The 16,769-nt window shown below is 70.5% G+C and carries 13 protein-coding genes; 8 read left to right on the top strand and 5 right to left on the bottom strand.

The genetic code is table 11. The features are described from left to right. Nucleotides 1-110: 110 nt before the first annotated feature. The 5 genes from CSC64_RS04170 to CSC64_RS04150 all read right to left on the bottom strand — a co-directional run bounded on the left by CSC64_RS04170 (nucleotide 111) and on the right by CSC64_RS04150 (nucleotide 5,790). Nucleotides 111-1,049, bottom strand: a complete 939-nt coding sequence (locus tag CSC64_RS04170; protein ID WP_238389752.1) for an arginine deiminase-related protein — start codon at nucleotides 1,047-1,049, stop codon at nucleotides 111-113. Next, nucleotides 1,046-2,089: a tRNA dihydrouridine(20/20a) synthase DusA gene (gene dusA / locus CSC64_RS04165; RefSeq protein ID WP_162434067.1), complete on the bottom strand. Its 1,044-nt coding sequence runs from the start codon at nucleotides 2,087-2,089 to the stop codon at nucleotides 1,046-1,048. The genes CSC64_RS04170 and dusA overlap by 4 nt, the downstream gene beginning before the upstream one ends. A gap of 160 nt (nucleotides 2,090-2,249) precedes the next feature. Further along, nucleotides 2,250-2,909, bottom strand: a complete 660-nt coding sequence (locus CSC64_RS04160) for a VIT1/CCC1 transporter family protein (RefSeq protein WP_162434066.1) — start codon at nucleotides 2,907-2,909, stop codon at nucleotides 2,250-2,252. Nucleotides 2,910-2,937: 28 nt separating this feature from the next. Further along, entirely contained in the window at nucleotides 2,938-3,600 is a 663-nt protein-coding gene (locus CSC64_RS04155; RefSeq protein ID WP_162434065.1) for a response regulator transcription factor, read from the bottom strand. 3 nt (nucleotides 3,601-3,603) lie between these two features. Then, the gene (locus CSC64_RS04150) at nucleotides 3,604-5,790 is read right to left on the bottom strand and encodes a PAS domain-containing sensor histidine kinase (RefSeq protein WP_162434064.1); all 2,187 of its coding nucleotides are present in this window, start codon (nucleotides 5,788-5,790) and stop codon (nucleotides 3,604-3,606) included. Nucleotides 5,791-6,009: 219 nt separating this feature from the next. Here CSC64_RS04150 and CSC64_RS04145 point away from each other — a divergent pair, with 219 nt between their 5' ends. The 8 genes from CSC64_RS04145 to CSC64_RS04110 all read left to right on the top strand — a co-directional run bounded on the left by CSC64_RS04145 (nucleotide 6,010) and on the right by CSC64_RS04110 (nucleotide 16,750). After that, entirely contained in the window at nucleotides 6,010-6,426 is a 417-nt protein-coding gene (locus CSC64_RS04145; RefSeq protein ID WP_162434063.1) for a response regulator transcription factor, read from the top strand. A 9-nt stretch (nucleotides 6,427-6,435) separates the two neighbouring features. After that, on the top strand, nucleotides 6,436-7,053 hold the full coding sequence (locus CSC64_RS04140) for a DUF3302 domain-containing protein (RefSeq protein WP_162434062.1): 618 nt from the start codon (nucleotides 6,436-6,438) through the stop codon (nucleotides 7,051-7,053). A gap of 12 nt (nucleotides 7,054-7,065) precedes the next feature. Next, complete coding sequence (locus tag CSC64_RS04135; RefSeq protein ID WP_162434061.1) at nucleotides 7,066-8,250, top strand: HlyD family secretion protein; 1,185 nt, start codon at nucleotides 7,066-7,068, stop codon at nucleotides 8,248-8,250. A 5-nt stretch (nucleotides 8,251-8,255) separates the two neighbouring features. Beyond that, nucleotides 8,256-9,719, top strand: a complete 1,464-nt coding sequence (locus tag CSC64_RS04130) for an efflux transporter outer membrane subunit (protein ID WP_162434060.1) — start codon at nucleotides 8,256-8,258, stop codon at nucleotides 9,717-9,719. A 26-nt stretch (nucleotides 9,720-9,745) separates the two neighbouring features. Then, nucleotides 9,746-10,570 (top strand): porin family protein, encoded by an 825-nt coding sequence (locus tag CSC64_RS04125; RefSeq protein WP_162434059.1) that lies wholly within the window; start codon nucleotides 9,746-9,748, stop codon nucleotides 10,568-10,570. 266 nt (nucleotides 10,571-10,836) lie between these two features. Then, nucleotides 10,837-13,587 (top strand): aminotransferase class I/II-fold pyridoxal phosphate-dependent enzyme, encoded by a 2,751-nt coding sequence (locus CSC64_RS04120; protein ID WP_162434058.1) that lies wholly within the window; start codon nucleotides 10,837-10,839, stop codon nucleotides 13,585-13,587. A gap of 30 nt (nucleotides 13,588-13,617) precedes the next feature. Then, nucleotides 13,618-15,318, top strand: a complete 1,701-nt coding sequence (locus CSC64_RS04115; RefSeq protein WP_162434057.1) for an aspartate:alanine exchanger family transporter — start codon at nucleotides 13,618-13,620, stop codon at nucleotides 15,316-15,318. A 25-nt stretch (nucleotides 15,319-15,343) separates the two neighbouring features. Next, on the top strand, nucleotides 15,344-16,750 hold the full coding sequence (locus CSC64_RS04110; protein ID WP_162434056.1) for an OprD family outer membrane porin: 1,407 nt from the start codon (nucleotides 15,344-15,346) through the stop codon (nucleotides 16,748-16,750). Nucleotides 16,751-16,769: the final 19 nt, after the last annotated feature.

The raw sequence follows: 16,769 nt of genomic DNA, 5'->3' as shown, positions 1-16,769 counted from the left end.
CGGGGGCGGACCACAGTGCTCGGGCTGCGGGAGGATGTTCGTTAGGATGCGGTGAATCCGGTCTGAACTTATCCACATCCGGCGCGGTCCCCGTTCAGTCTGCCGGCGGCTCAGAACACTTCCGCAACGCAGCATCGCAGCGAACCGCCGCCGGCCTCGATCGCCGCCAGCGGCACCTGCCCGATCGCAAAGCCCGCCGCAGCCAGGGCCTGCACCTGCTCCGGATCCAGTGCGGCCGCCGCCGCTTCGCTCATCCACACCCGGTCCGGCGCCAGCGCAATGGCGTTGGCGGCGAAGGCCGCCTGCTGCCCTGGGCCCAGCAGCACCGCGTGCGGCGCGTACAACGCGGCGATGGCCGCCGCCGCCGCCGGATCGGCGAAGCCGGACGGGCTCAGCAGCACCGCGCGCCCGGCGAGCACCGCCAGGACCACGTTGGCGTGGTATTCGCCCGGCGCCAGGTCGAACAGCAGCGTGGCGCGCAGGCCGAAGGCCTCGTGCATGAGCCGCGCGCCCTCCCCGTCGCAACGCTCGGACAGGCCGCAGTAGCCCAGGCCGCGGGCGCGGTCGATCACCAGCGAGCCGGTCAGCTCGCAGGGATGGGGCTGCTGCGACAGGTCGACCTCTTCGGCGCCCAGGGCGCGGAAGAAGCCGCGGATGTCCGCGCGTTCGGCCTCGCGCCGGCGCACGGCGTGGCGCATGCGCCCCACCACCAGCCGCGGTGGCGCCTGCGGCTGCAGCCGCGCGTCGGCGCGCGCGGTGGCGAAGACGTTGTTCGGGTAGACCGCATCGGGCGTGTCCGGATCGCCGGCGAAGGCGAATACCGGCAGGTCGGCCGACAGCGCCCGCTGCAGCGCACGGTGCTCGGCCAGCGCGCCTTCGCAGTGGTAGCAGTCGGCGGCGGCCATGTAGCGGTTGTCCTGCGCCGACTCCTCGGCGCGGGCGAAGCCCTCGGGCACGACCAGGAAGGCGGCGCGTGCGGTCGCCGGGCCGAAATCCGGCGCGCAGGTGCGGGCCATGGCCAGGAAGGCGCTGGCGTCGCGGGTGATCACGCCGCCGCGCGCGATGCTTCGGTGGCCGCCAGCGCCCGTTCCACCAGCTCCCAGCCGGTGCCATCGCGGTGCGCGCCTTCGCTGAGCACCTGCCGGAACGCGCGCCCGCCGGGGCGGCCATGGAACAGGCCGAGCACATGGCGGGTGATGTGCTTGAGCGCGACGCCTTCGGCGAGCCGGCGCTCCACGTACGGTCGCAGCGCGCGCAGCAGCGCGCCGCGTTCGCGCAGCTCGCCGCCGTACAGCGCCACGTCCAGCCGGTGCAGTTCGTAGGGGTCGTGGTAGGCGGCGCGGCCGAGCATCACCCCGTCGGCGTGTTGCAGCTGTGCCTGGGCCTGCTCCAGCGTGGCGATGCCGCCGTTGACCAGCACCAGCAGGTCCGGGCGCTCGCGCTTGAGCCGCCAGGCCCACTCGTAGCGCAGCGGCGGCACCTCGCGGTTCTCCTTCGGCGACAGGCCCTGCAGCCAGGCGTTGCGCGAATGCACGACGAAGGCGCCGCAGCCGGCGGCGGCGACCGCGTCGACGAAGCCGCGGAAGCGGTCGTAGTCGTGCTCGTCGTCCACGCCCAGCCTGCACTTCACCGTCACCGGCACGCGGCGGCCGCCGACCGTGGCCGCGGCGGCCATCGCCGCCACGCAGTCGGCCACCAGCGCCGGCTCGCGCATCAGGCAGGCGCCGAAACGGCCGGCCTGGACCCGGTCGGACGGGCAGCCGCAGTTGAGGTTGATCTCGTCGTAGCCCCACTCGGCGCCGATCCGCGCGGCCTGGGCGAGCACGGCGGGCTCGCTGCCGCCCAGCTGCAGCGCCAGCGGGCGTTCGACCGGATCGAAGCCGAGCAGGCGCGCGCGGTCGCCGAGCACCACCGCGTTGGCGTGGACCATCTCGGTGTACAGCCGCGCGTGCGGCGCCAGCAGCCGGTGGAACACGCGGCACTCGCGGTCGGTCCAGTCCATCATCGGGGCGACGGACAGGCGCAGGGAGGCGGCGTAGCGGCCGGGATCGGGGCGGCCGGGAGCGGAAGTGTCCAATGGATCGGGCATCTGCATGGTTCGGGAAAAGCGGGCCGTGCCGGCGCGCGCGCCGGCGGGGCGCGATCATGCTACAGATTCGCGGCGGCCGCGGGCCATGCGCGCCGCCGGGGCGGGGCTGCCGGCCAGCCGGCATACAGCCAGGACCGGGCCGTGCGCGAACCGGCTGGGCTCAGCCCCCCAGGGCGATGGTCATCACCGCCAGCACCAGCCCCAGCGAGGCCATTCCCAGCCCGACCCGCAGCGGCGGGCCGCCGGGGCTGCGCGCGTACACCATCCCGGCCAGGAACAGCATGGCCAGGGCGATCGCGTTGGAGACCCGCATCGCCGGGCCGACGTGGTCCAGCAGCAGGAACGGCAGCGCCAGCGGGAAGGTGGTGAACACCACCAGCAGGCATACCGCCAGCGCGCCCAGCCAGTCGCGCCGGGTCAAGCGGTCGTGCCGGGCCGGCTCGGGTACCGCCGCCAGGCGCTGCCGCAGCGATTCGAACTCGTCCTCGCGCAGCAGCGAGGCGACCAGCGGCGGCAGCGCTTCGGCCACCGCGGCACGGCCCTGCTCCGGGGCGGGCGCGTCGCGCACCGCGCGGAACATGCGCAGCTCGCCGCTGCGCTCGGCGCGGCAGCCCATCAGGTAGATGATGCCGTCGATGATCCCCCAGGCGATGTTGCAGCCGAGCGCGCCGATGAACATCGCGTGCACGTCGTCGCGCCCGGCATCGGCGACGCTGAGCGTGCCGGTGAAGGTCATGGTCATGATCACGCCGAACAGGATCTCGGCGGCGCGTTCGCCGGGATCGAGGATGCGGCGCGATTCGCTCAGGAGCGCGGGCATCTGTCCTCCGGGCCGGCGTGGGTGGCGCTCAGCAGTCCGCGGACTCGCGGGCCGGCTTCGCCGGCGCCGGCGCCGGCGTCCGCGCCGCGTCGTCCTCCACCCGCTCCATGAAGTGGACCAGGTCCACCAGCGAGCGGATCTGCAGCTTGTGCATGATCCGCGAGCGGTGGACCTTGATGGTCTTCTCGGCGATGCCCAGGTCGCCGGCGATCTGCTTGTTGAGCCGCCCGGTAAGCAGATGCGGCACCAGTTCGCGCTCGCGCGGGGTCAGGGTCGCCAGCAGCGCCTGCGCGTCCTCGCGGTCGTGGCTGCGGTGGCGCCGGTTTCCGTCCATCACCACGCCGCGCTTGACCGCCTCCAGCAGCGCGTCCACGTCGACCGGCTTGGTCAGGAAGTCGATCGCCCCTGCCTTCATCGCGCGCACGCTGCTGGCGATGTCTCCGCAGCCGGTGAGGAAGACCACCGGATGCAAGGCGCCGCGCTCGGCGAGCATGGCCTGCAGCTCCAGCCCGTCCATCCCCGGCATCGACAGGTCCAGGACGATGCAGGCCGTGGTGGCCGGGTCGTAGCGGTCGAGGAATTCCCGGGTGGAGCCGCTCAGCTGCACCTCGAAGCCGTCCAGGGCCAGCAGGCGCCCCAGCGCCTTGCGGACATCCGGGTCATCGTCGACGACATGCACTACCGCGGACATCGTTCACTCCTGTACCGGAAGGTCCATGGATACGCGTGCGCCCCGCGGCTCCAGGTTCTCCGCCCAGATCCGCCCTCCATGCGCACGCACGATTGTACGGCAGACCGCCAGCCCCATGCCCATGCCAGTGGTCTTGGTGGTCTCGAACGGGGTGAAGATCTGCTCGAGCATCTCCTCCGGAATGCCGCTGCCGGTGTCGGCCACCTCCACGCGCACCCCGGTGTCGGAGCGGTACGTGCGCACGCGGACGATGCGGTTGGCCGGGTCCCCGGGCAGCGCGTCGCAGGCGTTGCGCAGCAGGTTCATCAGCACCTGCTGCAGCTGGATCGGGTCGCCGGCGACCAGCGGCAGGCCGGGCATCAGGTTCATCCGGCACGACACGCGGCGGTTGAGCAGGTCGTTGCGCATCAGCCGCACGCAGTCCTGGACCACGTCGTTGATGTCCAGCGGCCTGAACTCGCGGGCTTCGCGCCGCAGCATGCTGCGCAGGCGGCCGATCACCTGGCCGGCGCGGCGGTCGGTCTCGACGATGTCGAACAGGATCTCGTGCACCTGCTCCAGGTCGGAAGGATCGCGGTGGAGGATGCGCTGGGCGGCCTGCGCGTTGCTCAGGATCGCCGCCAGCGGCTGGTTGAGTTCGTGCGCGAGCGAGCCGGCCAGTTCCCCCAGCATGGTGACGCGGGCCAGGTGGGCCACGCTTTCGCGTTCCATCGCCATCTCGTACTCGACCTTCTTGCGCGCGCTAAGGTCGACTACGGCGAGCATGATCCGCGGCCGCTCTTCCAGCACCACCCGGCACAGCCGCACTTCGATCGGGAACGATTCGCCGTCGCTGCGCTGCCCGTGCAGGTCGCGCGCACCGCCCATCTCGTTGGTGCGCGCACCGTCGACGAACTCCCGCCACGTCGCCTGGCCCTGTGGCCCGCCCGCCTCGGTCACGAGCGCGCCGCCCGCCATGCCCGCCAATGCCTCCTGCGTATGGCCGAAGGTGCTGGCGGCGGCGACGTTGGCGTAACGCACGGTGCCCGCTTCGTCGAACACCAGCAGCGCGCTGGGCGCGGCCTCCAGCAGGGTACGCAGCACTTCGGCCTCGTCCTTGCGCCGGGTCACGTCCAGGGTCACGCCGCGCACGACCGCCGGCTCGCCGTGCAGGTCGTGCTCGACGTTGCCGCGCAGCAGGATCCAGCGCCGCGCACCGTCGGCGCGCTGGATGCGGTATTCGAACTCGTATACCGGCCTGCGGATCGCGTCGCGGAAGGCGCGTTCGTCCTCGGCGCCGCGTTCGGCGTTTCCGAACAGGTCGCGGGCCGCCTCGCCGCTGGTGGCGGCATGGCCAAGCAGCACATGGTTGGTTTCGTTCTGGGTGAACCGGCTGTCGGCCACGTCCCAGCGCCACAGGCCCAGGTTGGCCGCGTTGGCCGCCAGCTCGAGGTCGCGCTGGGTCCGCAGGTTGCGCCGCTCGCTCTCCTGCAGCAGCACGTCCATGCGCCGGCCGTGCCGCAGGTCGCGCACCATCAGCGCGCCCAGCAGCAGGATCATGACCACCGAACTGGGCGAGGTCCCCAGCGGCAGGCGCGGCTGCCCGAGGATGATCGACACGGTGGAGGCAAGCATGGTGAGGACCAGCAGCAGCCAGCCGCCGCAGACCACCAGCGCGGCGTTCCGCGCCGGCGCGCTGCGCGGGACCCGGTAAAGGGTCTGCACCAGGTAGGCGACCACCAGCAGGTTGCTGAGCTGGGCCACCGGCGCCCAGGGGTTGAGGACTCCGGTGGGGTACGCCACCTCGACGCCGAACCAGGCCACGTGCCCGATCGCGTCGATCGATTCGAAGTTGAGGTTGACCCCTGTGGCGAAGTTCAGCACCAGCGCCAGCAGGCGCAGCGCCACCGCGGCCAGCGCCAGCGCCGGCGAACCATGGCCGAAGAGCGTGTGCACGCCGTAGACGATGGCGCAGACCAGCAGCGTGATCGGGACGTGCCAGCCACGGATCACCGCGGCCATCGCCCCGGGCGTCTGCGCCTGGAAGCTGGCCAGCTCGAACAGGGCGATGGCGCCGACGGCGAAGGCGGCCACCGCGAACACCATGTGCGCACGGTCGCGCGGCCCGCTCAGCCAGACCACGGCATGGATCAGCCCGAGCACGAAGCTCGCGGCGGCCAGCATCGGCCAGACCAGCTCGACCCAGTTCATCAAGTCCCCTTCCCTGACGACATCACGTTCGCATCCGGCGCCCGGCGGCATCCTGCCGTGGACCCCACGCTCCGGTGCATTCCCTGCCGGACGGTTCCGCCACGGCACCCGATCCGGCACTGCGATCGTCGCACAAAGCCCCGGCCCGGACATAGGCGCCCGGCGCGTAGGGCCAACGGCCAATTGCCGCCCGCCGGGGCACCGGGCGAAGGTGCGGCCATGTCGGGAAAGCCGCCCATCGTTGCCGTGGTCGATGACGAAGATGACGTGCGGCAATCGCTGCAGCGCCTGCTTCGCGCGGCCGGTTTCGAAGTCCTTGCCTATGGCTCGGGCACCGAATTCCTGCGCCACGTGACCGACAGCTCGCCCGACTGCGTGGTGCTGGACATGCACATGCCCAGGCTTACCGGCCTGGACGTGCAGGCGGCGCTGCGCGAACGCGCGCTGGAGGTGCCGGTGGTGATCCTGACCGGCAACGAGACCGCGGAAATGCGCGCCGCCGCCTTCGCCGCCGGGGTCGACGACTACCTGGCCAAGCCGGTGGACGACGACGTGCTCATCGGCGCGATCGTCGCCGCCATGCACCACCACGGCCGACCACGCGATGCCGGCACCGCCGGCCGCGGCCTACCGTAGGGGAACACGATGTCTTTGCCACGCCGCGCCCTGCGCTCCGTCCTTCCCGCCGCCGCCGCGCTGGCCGCCACCACCCCGGGCCTGGCCAGCGCCTCGCTGCTCAGCGGCGAGGCGCTGGACACCGCGGCCGACGTCATCGCCTGGCTGGCGCTGATCGTGGTCCCGGTGGTGCTGATCGCGGTGTTCTGGCTGGTCCACATCCTGCCCGAGAAGATCGCCCACAACCGCCGCCACCCGCAGCTGGGGGCGATCAAGATCCTGTGCCTGCTGTCGCTGGTCTTCGGCGGCCTGCTGTGGCCGCTGGCCTGGCTGTGGGCCTATACCAAGCCGGTCCTGCACAAGCTCGCCTACGGCACCGACCAGGACGACCACCAGGACGACCACGACGCGGCGATGACCCCGCTCAAGGACGCCTCCAGTCACCCGGCGCCGGCCACCGCAAGCCAAGCGCCTGCGGCGTCCGCAGCCGCGGACGCGACTGCACCGGCCGCTGCGGCCGCTGCGGCGGCCAGCGGCGAACTGGAGGAACTGCGCCGGCGCCTGCGCGCGCTGGAGATGGCCATGGCGATGTCGCCCGGCCCCGGCCGGGCGAAGGACCCGGCGCCCCCGGCCGCCGGCCCGACCTGAGGCGAAAGAACCATGGAAATCATCCTGCTGCTGATCTACTCGTTCTTCGTCTGGCTGATCTTCTTCAAGTACAAGTGGCTGCCCTGGAACTTCATTTCCCAGGTCATCGTCATCTCGCTGCCGATCTTCTTCCTGACCGCGCTGATCCTGTTCCTCAACATCGTCGCCCCGTCCAGCGCCGACGTGCGGGTGGTCAACTACGTGGTCCAGGTGGTGCCGCGCGTGGCCGGGCGGGTGATCGAGGTGCCGGTGGAGGCCAACCGCCCGGTGAAGAAGGGCGAGGTGCTGTTCCGGATCGACCCGGTGCCGTTCCAGCAGGAACTCAACGCACTGGAGGCCAAGCTGCCGGAAATGGAGGCCAAGCTCGACTCGGCCCAGGCCTACCAGCGCGAACTGGGCGAGCAGCTCAAGTCGGCGCGTTCCGCCCGCGAGTCGGTCGCCTCGCGGCTGGCGCTGGCCGAGCGCCGCCAGAAGCAGACCGCCGAACTGGCCAGCACCGGCGCCGGCTCGGTGTTCGACCGCGAGCAGGCCGAGACCGAAGCGGCCAGCCTGCGCTCGGAACTGGCCTCGGCCACCGCCACCGTGGCCCAGGTCGAGCAGAAGCTCTCGGCGCAGACCCGCGACGGCCAGCTGTCCGAGGTCGCCCAGGCCAAGGCCGCGATCGAGCAACTGCGTGCGCAGATCGCCGAGGCCAGCTGGCAGCTGGAGCAGACCACCGTGTACGCGCCGGCCGACGGCAGCGTGATCAACCTGCAGCTGCGGGTCGGCTCCTATGCCGCCAACCTGCCGCTGACCCCGGTCATGACCTTCGTCGAGCAGGAGCAGTGGGTGCTGGCGATGTACGCGCAGAACGAGCTGCGCTACATCGAGCCGGGCAACGAGGCCGAGGTCGCGCTGAAGGTGATGCCCAACCGGATCATCAAGTGCGAGGTCGATTCGGTGGTGTGGGCGTCCAGCACCGGCCAGCTGCCGATGGGCGGCACCCTGCCGGGGCAGAACGTGACCCAGCCGGTGCCCCCGGGCAAGATCGCGGTGCGGCTGCGCCCGGTCGGCGCCGACGAGCACACCTTCCTGGCGATGGGCGCGCAGGGCCAGGGCGCCGTCTACACCGAACGCGGCACGATGATCCACATCGTGCGCAAGGTGATCCTGCGGGTCGGCACCAAGCTCGACTGGCTCGTCCTCAAGCTGCACTGACCGCCATGCGCCCCGCCCGCCCCGCCACCTTCCGGACCGTTCCCACTGCGCTGCGCGTGGCGGCCGCGACCTTCCTGCTGAGCCTGGCGACCGGCTGCGCGGTGATGCCCGAGCCCACCGCCTCGGAGGTGCAGGCGCAGGCGCTGGGCAAGGTGGTGGTCCCGCCGAACTGGTCGGCCGAAGCCAGCGCCGCGCAGGTGGACGACGGCTGGCTGGCGAACTTCGACGACGCCGAGCTCACCCGCCTGGTGCACGAGGCGCTGGAGAACAACCCGGACCTGTGGATCGCTTCGGCCCGCCTGGAGCAGGCCAACGCGCAGGTCGACATCGCCGAGGCCCAGCTCAAGCCGGCAATCGGCGTGCTCGGCCGCGCCGGCTCCAAGCCGGTGGCCGACCTGGTCGCGCTGCTCAGCGGCGTGATGCTGCGGCTGTCGTGGGAAATCGACCTGTGGGGCCGCATGCGCTACGCGCGCAACGCCGCCCGCGCCTCGCGCGACGCCACCGGCGCCGACTACCGCTACGCCCAGCAGTCGCTGGCCGCCGCGGTCGCCCGGGCCTGGTTCGTGGCCAGCGAGACCCGCCTGCAGCAGAAGCTGGCGGCCGACATGGTCGGCTCGGCGGAAAACCTACTCGGGATGAGCGAGCAGCGCCGGCGCGTGGGCATCGGCACCGACGCCGACATCATGGCCGCGCGCGCCAGCCTGTCCGGCTATGCCGATGCGCAGCAGCAGGTCGAGCTGGCGCACCGCCAGGCGCTGCGTGCGCTGGAACTGCTGCGGGGCCGCTCCCCCGGCGCGACCCTGGCCACCCGCGACCAGCTCACCCCGTTCCCCGGCCCGGTCCCCGCCGGCATCCCGATGGACGCGCTCAACCGGCGCCCGGACATGGTCGCGGCCGAACGCCGCGTGGCCGCCGCCTTCGACCGCGTCGGCGAAGCCAAGGCCTCGATGCTGCCGGGCCTGTCGCTGTCGGCCGGCTACGGCCGGATCAGCAACGAGGCGCTGGAGGTACGCGACGACCTCGAGCAGACTACCGCCAGCACCGCCGCCACCGCGATCATCCCGCTGTACACCGGCGGCGCGCTGAGCGGGCAGGTCGACGTGCGCACCGCCGAACAGAAGGTGGCCGTGGCCGATTACGCCCGCCGCGCGCTGCTGGCGCTGGCCGAGGTCGAGGACGCGCTCAATGCCGACCGCGTGCTGGCCGAGCGCGAGCGCATCCTCGGCGATGCCGCCGCCGCCAGCCGCGACGCCACCCGCCTGGAGCAGGACGCCTACCGCGTCGGCAAGTCCGACCTGCGCGCGGTGAACCAGCGCCAGCTCGCCCAGTGGAGCGCGGAAGTGGCACTGTTGCACGTGCAGCGCGAACGCCTGGCCCGCCGCGTCGACCTGCACCTCGCCCTGGGCGGCACCTTCGGCGAAGCACCCCCAACCGCCGCCACTCCCGTCGCCACCAGCGACTCACCCTGATCGCCCCCCATACCAAGGGAACCGCCATGAAAGCCCTCCGTCCCGCCCTCCTCGCCACCGCCCTGCTCGCCATCGCCGCGCCCGAGTGCCGTGCGCTGGAGCCGCTGGATACCTTCAGCGCGCGCATCGGCGGCTACGTCACCGATTTCGACACCAAGATGCGCGCCGACGGCGAGACCGACGAAGGCACCCGCATCGACCTGAACCGCGACCTGGGCATCGGCCAGGACAACGTGATCGCCATCGTCGGCGCCAGCTGGCGCCCCTGGGAGAAGCACGAGTTCGGCCTGTCCTATTACCAGGACGACGGCGACGGCACCCGCCGGATCGACCGCGACATCGAGTTCGACGGCGTGGTCTACCCCGTTTCCAGCACGCTGAGCGCAAGCCTGGACCTCGACGCCTACGAGGCCTCCTACACCTACTGGGCCATGGACCGCGACAGCTGGGTGCTCGGCCCGCGCGTGGGCCTGGTCTGGTACCGCGTCGCCCTGGGGCTGGAGCTGGAGCTCGACGCCAACGGCCAGCCGGTCGGCAGCGGCAGCGTCAGCAGCAGCGTCAGCGCCGACCTGCCGGCACCGTCCATCGGCGGCAGCTGGCGCTGGGTGCCGGGCAACAGCGACTGGCGCCTGTCGGCGGACGTGGGCTACTTCACCACCAACATCGACAACATCGACGCCGACATCACCACCGGCCGCTTCGGCGTGGAGTGGTTCCCCTGGGAGAACTGGGGCGCCTCGCTGGACTACACCATGCGCCGGATCGAGGCCGATGCCCAGCGCAACAGTTTCGACGGCAATTTCCGCTTCATCGACAGCGGCCTGCGGCTGGGCGTGGTCTACCGCTTCTAGCCCGGCGCCGGCGGCGTGAGCCATGGCTCCGGTCCCGCGGCGCGGGACCGGAGCCTCCTGTTGCCTGCCGGTACGCGACGACATCGTACTGTCATGGAGCACGACGCCGCCGGCGAGCGGCGCCATTTCCGGCGTGACGGCCGCGTGTAGGGCCAAGGGCCAATTTCGGCACACGCCACGCAGTTCTAGCGTGGCCGCACCCCCCGGCCACTTTCGAGGGGTTTTCCTGTCCCCCCGGCGCACCGCTGCCGCACAGAGAGCCGACCATGAGCACGCACAGCAAGGATCCGTCCCTTTCCAACGTCCTGGTCGCCGCTTCGCTGCGCAGCGACCAGTGGCGCCAGCTCAATGCCGCCGCCCGCGCCTGGGCCAGTGCCGGCGATGCATCCCGCGCCGCCGCGCGCGACGCCTGCGCCAGGCTGTTCGACACGGTCACCCGGCTCGAATATTGCTGGGCCTACCCCGGCGAACGCCTGCTGGCAGCCCTGCGCGATGCGCTGGATGGCGCCGATGCCCCGCTGTTCGCGCGCCTGGTGCAGAAGGTGTCCGGCGCCCTGCTCTCCGGCGACTACCGCCGCGATGATGCCGCCTGGAACACCGCCGACGCCGCCGACCGCGCGGTGCTCGACGCGCTGCCGCCGGACGTCACCGGCACCGCCGAAAAGCCCTACTTCGAAGTGCTGGTGGTGACCCCGAGCGATCCGTCGCAGTGGGCGCGGGCCAAGGAGGAGATGCGGCGCATGCGGCGCGCCGACGACGCCTTCCAGTATTCGGCCGTGCACGTGGGCAGCCTGGAGGACGCGCTGCTGGCGGTGATGGTCAATTTCGACCTGCAGGCGGTGGTGCTGGTCGATGGCTTCGGCTACGCCTCGCACCACGCCATCCCGGACCTGAAGGCGTTCCTCGAACGCCACTTCGACGCCGACCCGGGCAGCATCGATCCGGGCGCGCTGGCCACCGCGCTGGCCGGCAAGATCAAGGACTACCGCCCCGAGCTCGACCTGTACCTGCTCTCCGACCGCGCCCCCGAGCAGCTGGCCGGCAGCGAGGCGGCCGCGCCGATCCGGCGCATGTTCCACCACGTCGAAGAGCCGATGGAGATCCACCTGGCGCTGCTGGACGGGATCAAGGACCGCTACGAGACGCCGTACTTCGACAACCTGAAGAAGTACGCGCTGCGCCCGATCGGCACCTTCCACGCGCTGCCGATCGCGCGCGGCAAGTCGATCTTCGGATCCAACTGGATCCGCGACATGGGCGAGTTCTACGGCACCAACATCCTGTTCGCCGAATCCTCGGCCACCACCGGCGGCCTGGACAGCCTGCTGGAGCCGACCGGCAACATCAAGCGCGCGCAGGAAGCCATCGCCCGCGCGTTCGGCGCCAAGCGCGCCTACCTGGGCACCAACGGCACCTCGACCTCGAACAAGATCGTGGTCCAGGCGGTGTGCAAGCCGGGCGACATCGTCATCGTCGACCGCAACTGCCACAAGTCGCACCACTACGGCTTCGTGCTCAGCGGCGCCCAGCCGTACTACGTCGAAGCCTTCCCGCTGACCGAGTACTCGATGTACGGCGCGGTGCCGCTGCGCACGATCAAGCAGGCGCTGCTGGACTGCGCCGCCGCCGGCACCCTGGACCGGGTCAAGGCGATCGACATGACCAACTGCACCTTCGACGGGCACATGTACAACCCGCGCAAGGTCATGGAGGAGTGCCTGGCGATCAAGCCGGACCTGGTGTTCCTGTGGGACGAGGCCTGGTTCGGCTTCGCCCGCTTCAACCCGCTGCATCGCCGCCGCACCGCGATGGGCGCGGCCGCCGCCCTGACCCGGCGCTTCCGCAGCAAGGCCTACCGCGCCGAGTACGAGGCCTGGGCCAAGGACGCGCCGGCGCTGGACCCGAAGGACCCGGCCGCGGTGGATGCCAGGCGCCTGCCCGACCCGGACAAGGTGCGGATCCGCGTCTACCAGACCAACTCCACCCACAAGTCGATGTCGGCGTTCCGCCAGGGCTCGATGATGCTGATCTGGGACGACGACTTCCACAAGGTGCAGGGCACCTTCCAGGAAGCCTTCCTGGCGCACACCTCGACCTCGCCCAACCTGCAGCTGATCGCCTCGCTGGACCTGGCGCGGCGGCAGATGGAGCTGGAAGGCTACGCGCTGACCCTGAAGATGACCGACCTGGCCCTGCGTATCCGCCAGTCGATCAACAACCATCCGCTGATCTCCAAGTACTTCCGCGTGGCCACGCCGGAGGAGATGATCCCGGCCGAGTTCCGGCCCTCCGGGCTGAAGGACTACGGCCCGCCGAACGCGAGCTGGGCGCAGACTGCCGAGGCCTGGGACGAGGACGAGTTCGCGCTGGATCCGACCCGGCTGACCGTGATCTGCGGCGCCGCCGGCTTTGACGGCACCCAGTTCAAGGGCATGCTCGCCGAGCGCTTCGACATCCAGATCAACAAGACCTCGCGCAACAGCATCCTGGTCCAGACCAACATCAACAACACCCACAGCGACGCGGCGCTGCTGATCAAGGCCCTGGCCGACCTGTCGCGCGAGATCGAGGCGCGGCTGGAGCAGGCCAGCACGGTGGACAGGCAGATCTTCGCCGACCGGGTGAAGTCGCTGATGACCGACGTGCCGGACCTGCCCAACTTCAGCCGTTTCCACGACGCCTTCCGCGACAACCCGGCCGCGCCCAGCAACGAGGGCAACATGCGCCCGGCGTTCTTCATGGCCTACGACGAGGAGAACTGCGAGTACATCAAGCTGGCCAGCAGCGACCTCGACGCGCGCCTGCGCGACGGCCCGGAGATGGTCTCGGCCAACTTCGTGATCCCCTACCCGCCCGGGTTCCCGATCATGGTCCCCGGCCAGATCATCACCAACGACACCATCGCGTTCATGCGCAAGCTCGATGTGAAGGAGATCCACGGCTACAACGCCGCGCAGGGCATCAAGCTGATCAAGCCGTCCGTGCTGGCCGGCCGCCGCCCCAACTCCAACCAGTAATCCCACGGCGCAACCCAGGAGGTCGCTGTCATGCAGGCATTCTTCGAGTTTCTAGGCGCCAACCCGTACATCCTGCTGTTCTTCACGGTAGGCATGGCGGTGGTGGTCGGCAAGTTCTCGGTCAAGGGCTACGGCCTCGGCATGGTTGCCGCGGCCGTGGTGGTCGGTGCGGCGCTGGCGACCTGGGCTTCGACCTACGGGGTCAAGCTGCAGCTCGACAACTTCGCCAAGTCGCTCTTCTACTACCTGTTCATGTACGGCGTCGGCCTGCGCGTGGGGCCGGCATTCTTCAATGCACTGAAGAAGGACGGCATCACCTTCACCATCCTGGCCGTGGTCTGCTCGTTCCTCGGCCTGGGCCTGGTGGTGCTGATGTCCGGCATGCTCGGCCTGCCGGCCGGTGCGGCCGGCGGCGTGCTCGCCGGTTCGCAGACCATGTCCGCGGCGATCGGCACCGCCGAGATGGCGGTCACCCAGGGCGCCTACAAGCTGCCCGAGGGCACCACCGCCGAGCAGGTCTCCGGCATGATCGCGCTGGGCTACGGCGTGACCTACATCTGGGGCACGGTCGGCATCATCCTGATCTGCAAGTACCTGCCGCGCTGGTGGGGCGTCGACGCGCGTGCGGCCGCCAAGCAGTACGAGAAGGAGCATGGCGTCAAGAACGTCGACGACGCCGCGCTGACCGGCTACCGCGGCGGCGGCCTGCGTGCCTACCGGCTGGAGAACGCCTCCACCGCCGGGCAGAGCATCGCCCAGTTCCGCGCCGCGCATCCGCAGTACCGGATCGTCAACATCCGCCGCGGCGAGCAGAACCTCGGCGCCGACACCGGGCTGGTGCTGCAGGTCGGCGACGTGGTCGCCCTGGGCGGACGGCTCGGCGACCTGACCGCCAACCTGGGCCTGATCGGCACCGAGGTCGACGATGCACAGGCGCTGGCGGTGCCGCTGGACCAGGCCGAGATCGTGGTCACCGAGAAGGGCATGGTCGGCAAGCCGCTGAGCACGCTGTCGGGCGAGGATTTCGCCGGCCAGCTGCAGGTCACCCGCATGGAGCGTTCCGGCGAACCGTTCCCGGTCGGCCGCGAAACCGAGATCAAGCGCTTCGACGTGCTCTACGTCACCGGCCTGAAGAGTGCGGTGGACAAGGCCGCCGGCCTGCTCGGCAAGATCGCCCGGCCGAGCACGTCCACCGACCTGCTGACCCTGTCCGGCGGCATGGTCCTGGGCCTGCTGATCGGCATGATCAACGTGCCGGTGGGCGACTTCTCGGTCGGCCTGGGCAACGCCGGCGGCCTGCTGCTCTCGGGCATCTTCGTCTCCTCGCTGGTGTCGCGCCTGCGCTTCTTCGGCAGCACGCCGAACGCGGCCCGCAACATCCTGGAAGACCTGGGCCTGGTGACCTTCATCGCCATCGTCGGCATCAACGCCGGCGCCACCCTGCTCGAGCAGCTGACCGGCTCGATCGCGGTCAAGATCTTCCTCGCCGGCTTCGTCGCAAGCACGGTGCCGCCCTTCATCACCTGGGCCATCGGCTACCACATCTTCAAGATCAACCCGGCGGTGCTGATGGGCGGCGTGGCGGGCTCGCGCTCGCACTCCGGCCCGGCGCGCGAGGCGGCCAAGGAGATCGACAGCAGCGTGCCATGGGTCGGCTTCCCGGTCGGCTACGCGGTGTCCGGCGTGCTGTACACGGTGTTCGGCTACTTCGCGATGGTGCTGTCGCAGTAATCGCTGCAAGACGAGGAGTGATGGAATGGACATCAGGCTGAATCCGGAAAGGCGCCGTGCGCGACCGGCGCTCCTCGCAACCACGGCCAGCTGCCTGCTCGCAGGCAGCCTGGCCATGCCGGACGTCGCGCTGGCGCAGACGGCGGCGGTGGAACCGGTCCGCGAGGAACTGGAAACGCTGGACGACATGGACCTGGAGCCGAGTTCGCTCGAACAGGGCCAGACCGGGATGCAGGACAGCTTCGGCCCTTCCCGCGAGGAATGGATCCGCGAGACCCGGCGCAAGGCGTTCGAGGACACCAAGTTCGACGTGCAGGCACGCACCTTCTACCTGGACCGCGACAAATACGACAACAGCGAGATGGAGGCCTGGGCGCTGGGCGGATCGGCCGGCCTGAAGACCGGCTACTTCCGCGAGTTCTTCGCCTTCGGCGCCACCGGCTACACCTCGCAGAAGCTGTATGGTCCCGACGACAAGGACGGCACCGGCCTGCTCGCCCCCGGGCAGGAGGGCTACACGGTGCTGGGCGAGGTCTACGGCGAGTTCCTGCTCAACCAGGACACCCGCCTGACCCTGGGCCGGCGCGCGTTCGACACCCCGTACATCAACAAGAACGACGCGCGGATGACGCCGAACACCTTCCAGGCCGCGGTGCTGCAGGGCCTGTACGGCGACAGCAAGGACACCGGCGAGTGGCGGGTCGGCGCCGGCTACTTCGACAAGATCAAGGAGCGCACCTCCGAGGACTTCGTGTCGATGGCCAGGGACGCCGGCGCCCCGGCCGGGGTCGAGCGCGGGGTCTACTCGCTCGGCGCCAACTACGCGCTCGGCGACCTGTCGGTCGGTGCGATCGGCTACTACAGCGACGACATCATCGGCATCTTCTACACCGAGGCCAAGTACGCCTTCGCCCTGTCCGACGACTGGAAGCTGCGCACCGCCCTGCAGTACAGCGACCAGTCCAGCAACGGCGACAACCTGCTCAAGGGCACCAGCTTCGACTCCAACCAGTGGGGCGCCAAGGCCGAACTGGTCCGCGGTGGTGCGCTGTTCACCGTGGCCTACACCGACGCCGGCGGCAACGCCAACATGCAGAACCCGTGGAGCGGCTACCCGGGCTACACCAGCGTCCAGGTCGAGGACTTCAACCGCGACGGCGAGTCGGCGTGGCTGGCCCGCGCCGGCTACGACTTCAAGTCGGTGAAGGGGCTTGGCATCTACGCCCTGTACGTGGACGGCAGCGACCCGAGCTCGCCGACCGAATACTCCCGCAAGGAAGCCGACTTCAACGTGCAGTGGAAGGCGTCGGAAGGGCCGCTGAAGGGACTGATGGTGCGTCTGCGCTATGCCCAGGTGTCGCAGGCCGACCCGGCCAGCGACGACCTGAAGGATCTGCGGATCATGGTCTTCTACGACCCGCCGTCGCTCTGACCTCGCACCCCTGGGGACG

This window comes from Pseudoxanthomonas koreensis, from assembly GCF_010093225.1.
In the GTDB taxonomy this organism is placed as follows: Bacteria; Pseudomonadota; Gammaproteobacteria; order Xanthomonadales; family Xanthomonadaceae; genus Pseudoxanthomonas; species Pseudoxanthomonas koreensis.
This window is presented reverse-complemented; position numbering and strand designations above follow the sequence as displayed.

Coding starts and splice junctions, on each gene's coding strand:
- dusA (WP_162434067.1), bottom strand. CDS start 2,089: ATGCCCGATCCATTGGACACTTCCGCTCCCGGCCGCCCCGATCCCGGC.
- CSC64_RS04160 (WP_162434066.1), bottom strand. CDS start 2,909: ATGCCCGCGCTCCTGAGCGAATCGCGCCGCATCCTCGATCCCGGCGAA.
- CSC64_RS04155 (WP_162434065.1), bottom strand. CDS start 3,600: ATGTCCGCGGTAGTGCATGTCGTCGACGATGACCCGGATGTCCGCAAG.
- CSC64_RS04150 (WP_162434064.1), bottom strand. CDS start 5,790: ATGAACTGGGTCGAGCTGGTCTGGCCGATGCTGGCCGCCGCGAGCTTC.
- CSC64_RS04145 (WP_162434063.1), top strand. CDS start 6,010: ATGTCGGGAAAGCCGCCCATCGTTGCCGTGGTCGATGACGAAGATGAC.
- CSC64_RS04140 (WP_162434062.1), top strand. CDS start 6,436: ATGTCTTTGCCACGCCGCGCCCTGCGCTCCGTCCTTCCCGCCGCCGCC.
- CSC64_RS04135 (WP_162434061.1), top strand. CDS start 7,066: ATGGAAATCATCCTGCTGCTGATCTACTCGTTCTTCGTCTGGCTGATC.
- CSC64_RS04130 (WP_162434060.1), top strand. CDS start 8,256: ATGCGCCCCGCCCGCCCCGCCACCTTCCGGACCGTTCCCACTGCGCTG.
- CSC64_RS04125 (WP_162434059.1), top strand. CDS start 9,746: ATGAAAGCCCTCCGTCCCGCCCTCCTCGCCACCGCCCTGCTCGCCATC.
- CSC64_RS04120 (WP_162434058.1), top strand. CDS start 10,837: ATGAGCACGCACAGCAAGGATCCGTCCCTTTCCAACGTCCTGGTCGCC.
- CSC64_RS04115 (WP_162434057.1), top strand. CDS start 13,618: ATGCAGGCATTCTTCGAGTTTCTAGGCGCCAACCCGTACATCCTGCTG.
- CSC64_RS04110 (WP_162434056.1), top strand. CDS start 15,344: ATGGACATCAGGCTGAATCCGGAAAGGCGCCGTGCGCGACCGGCGCTC.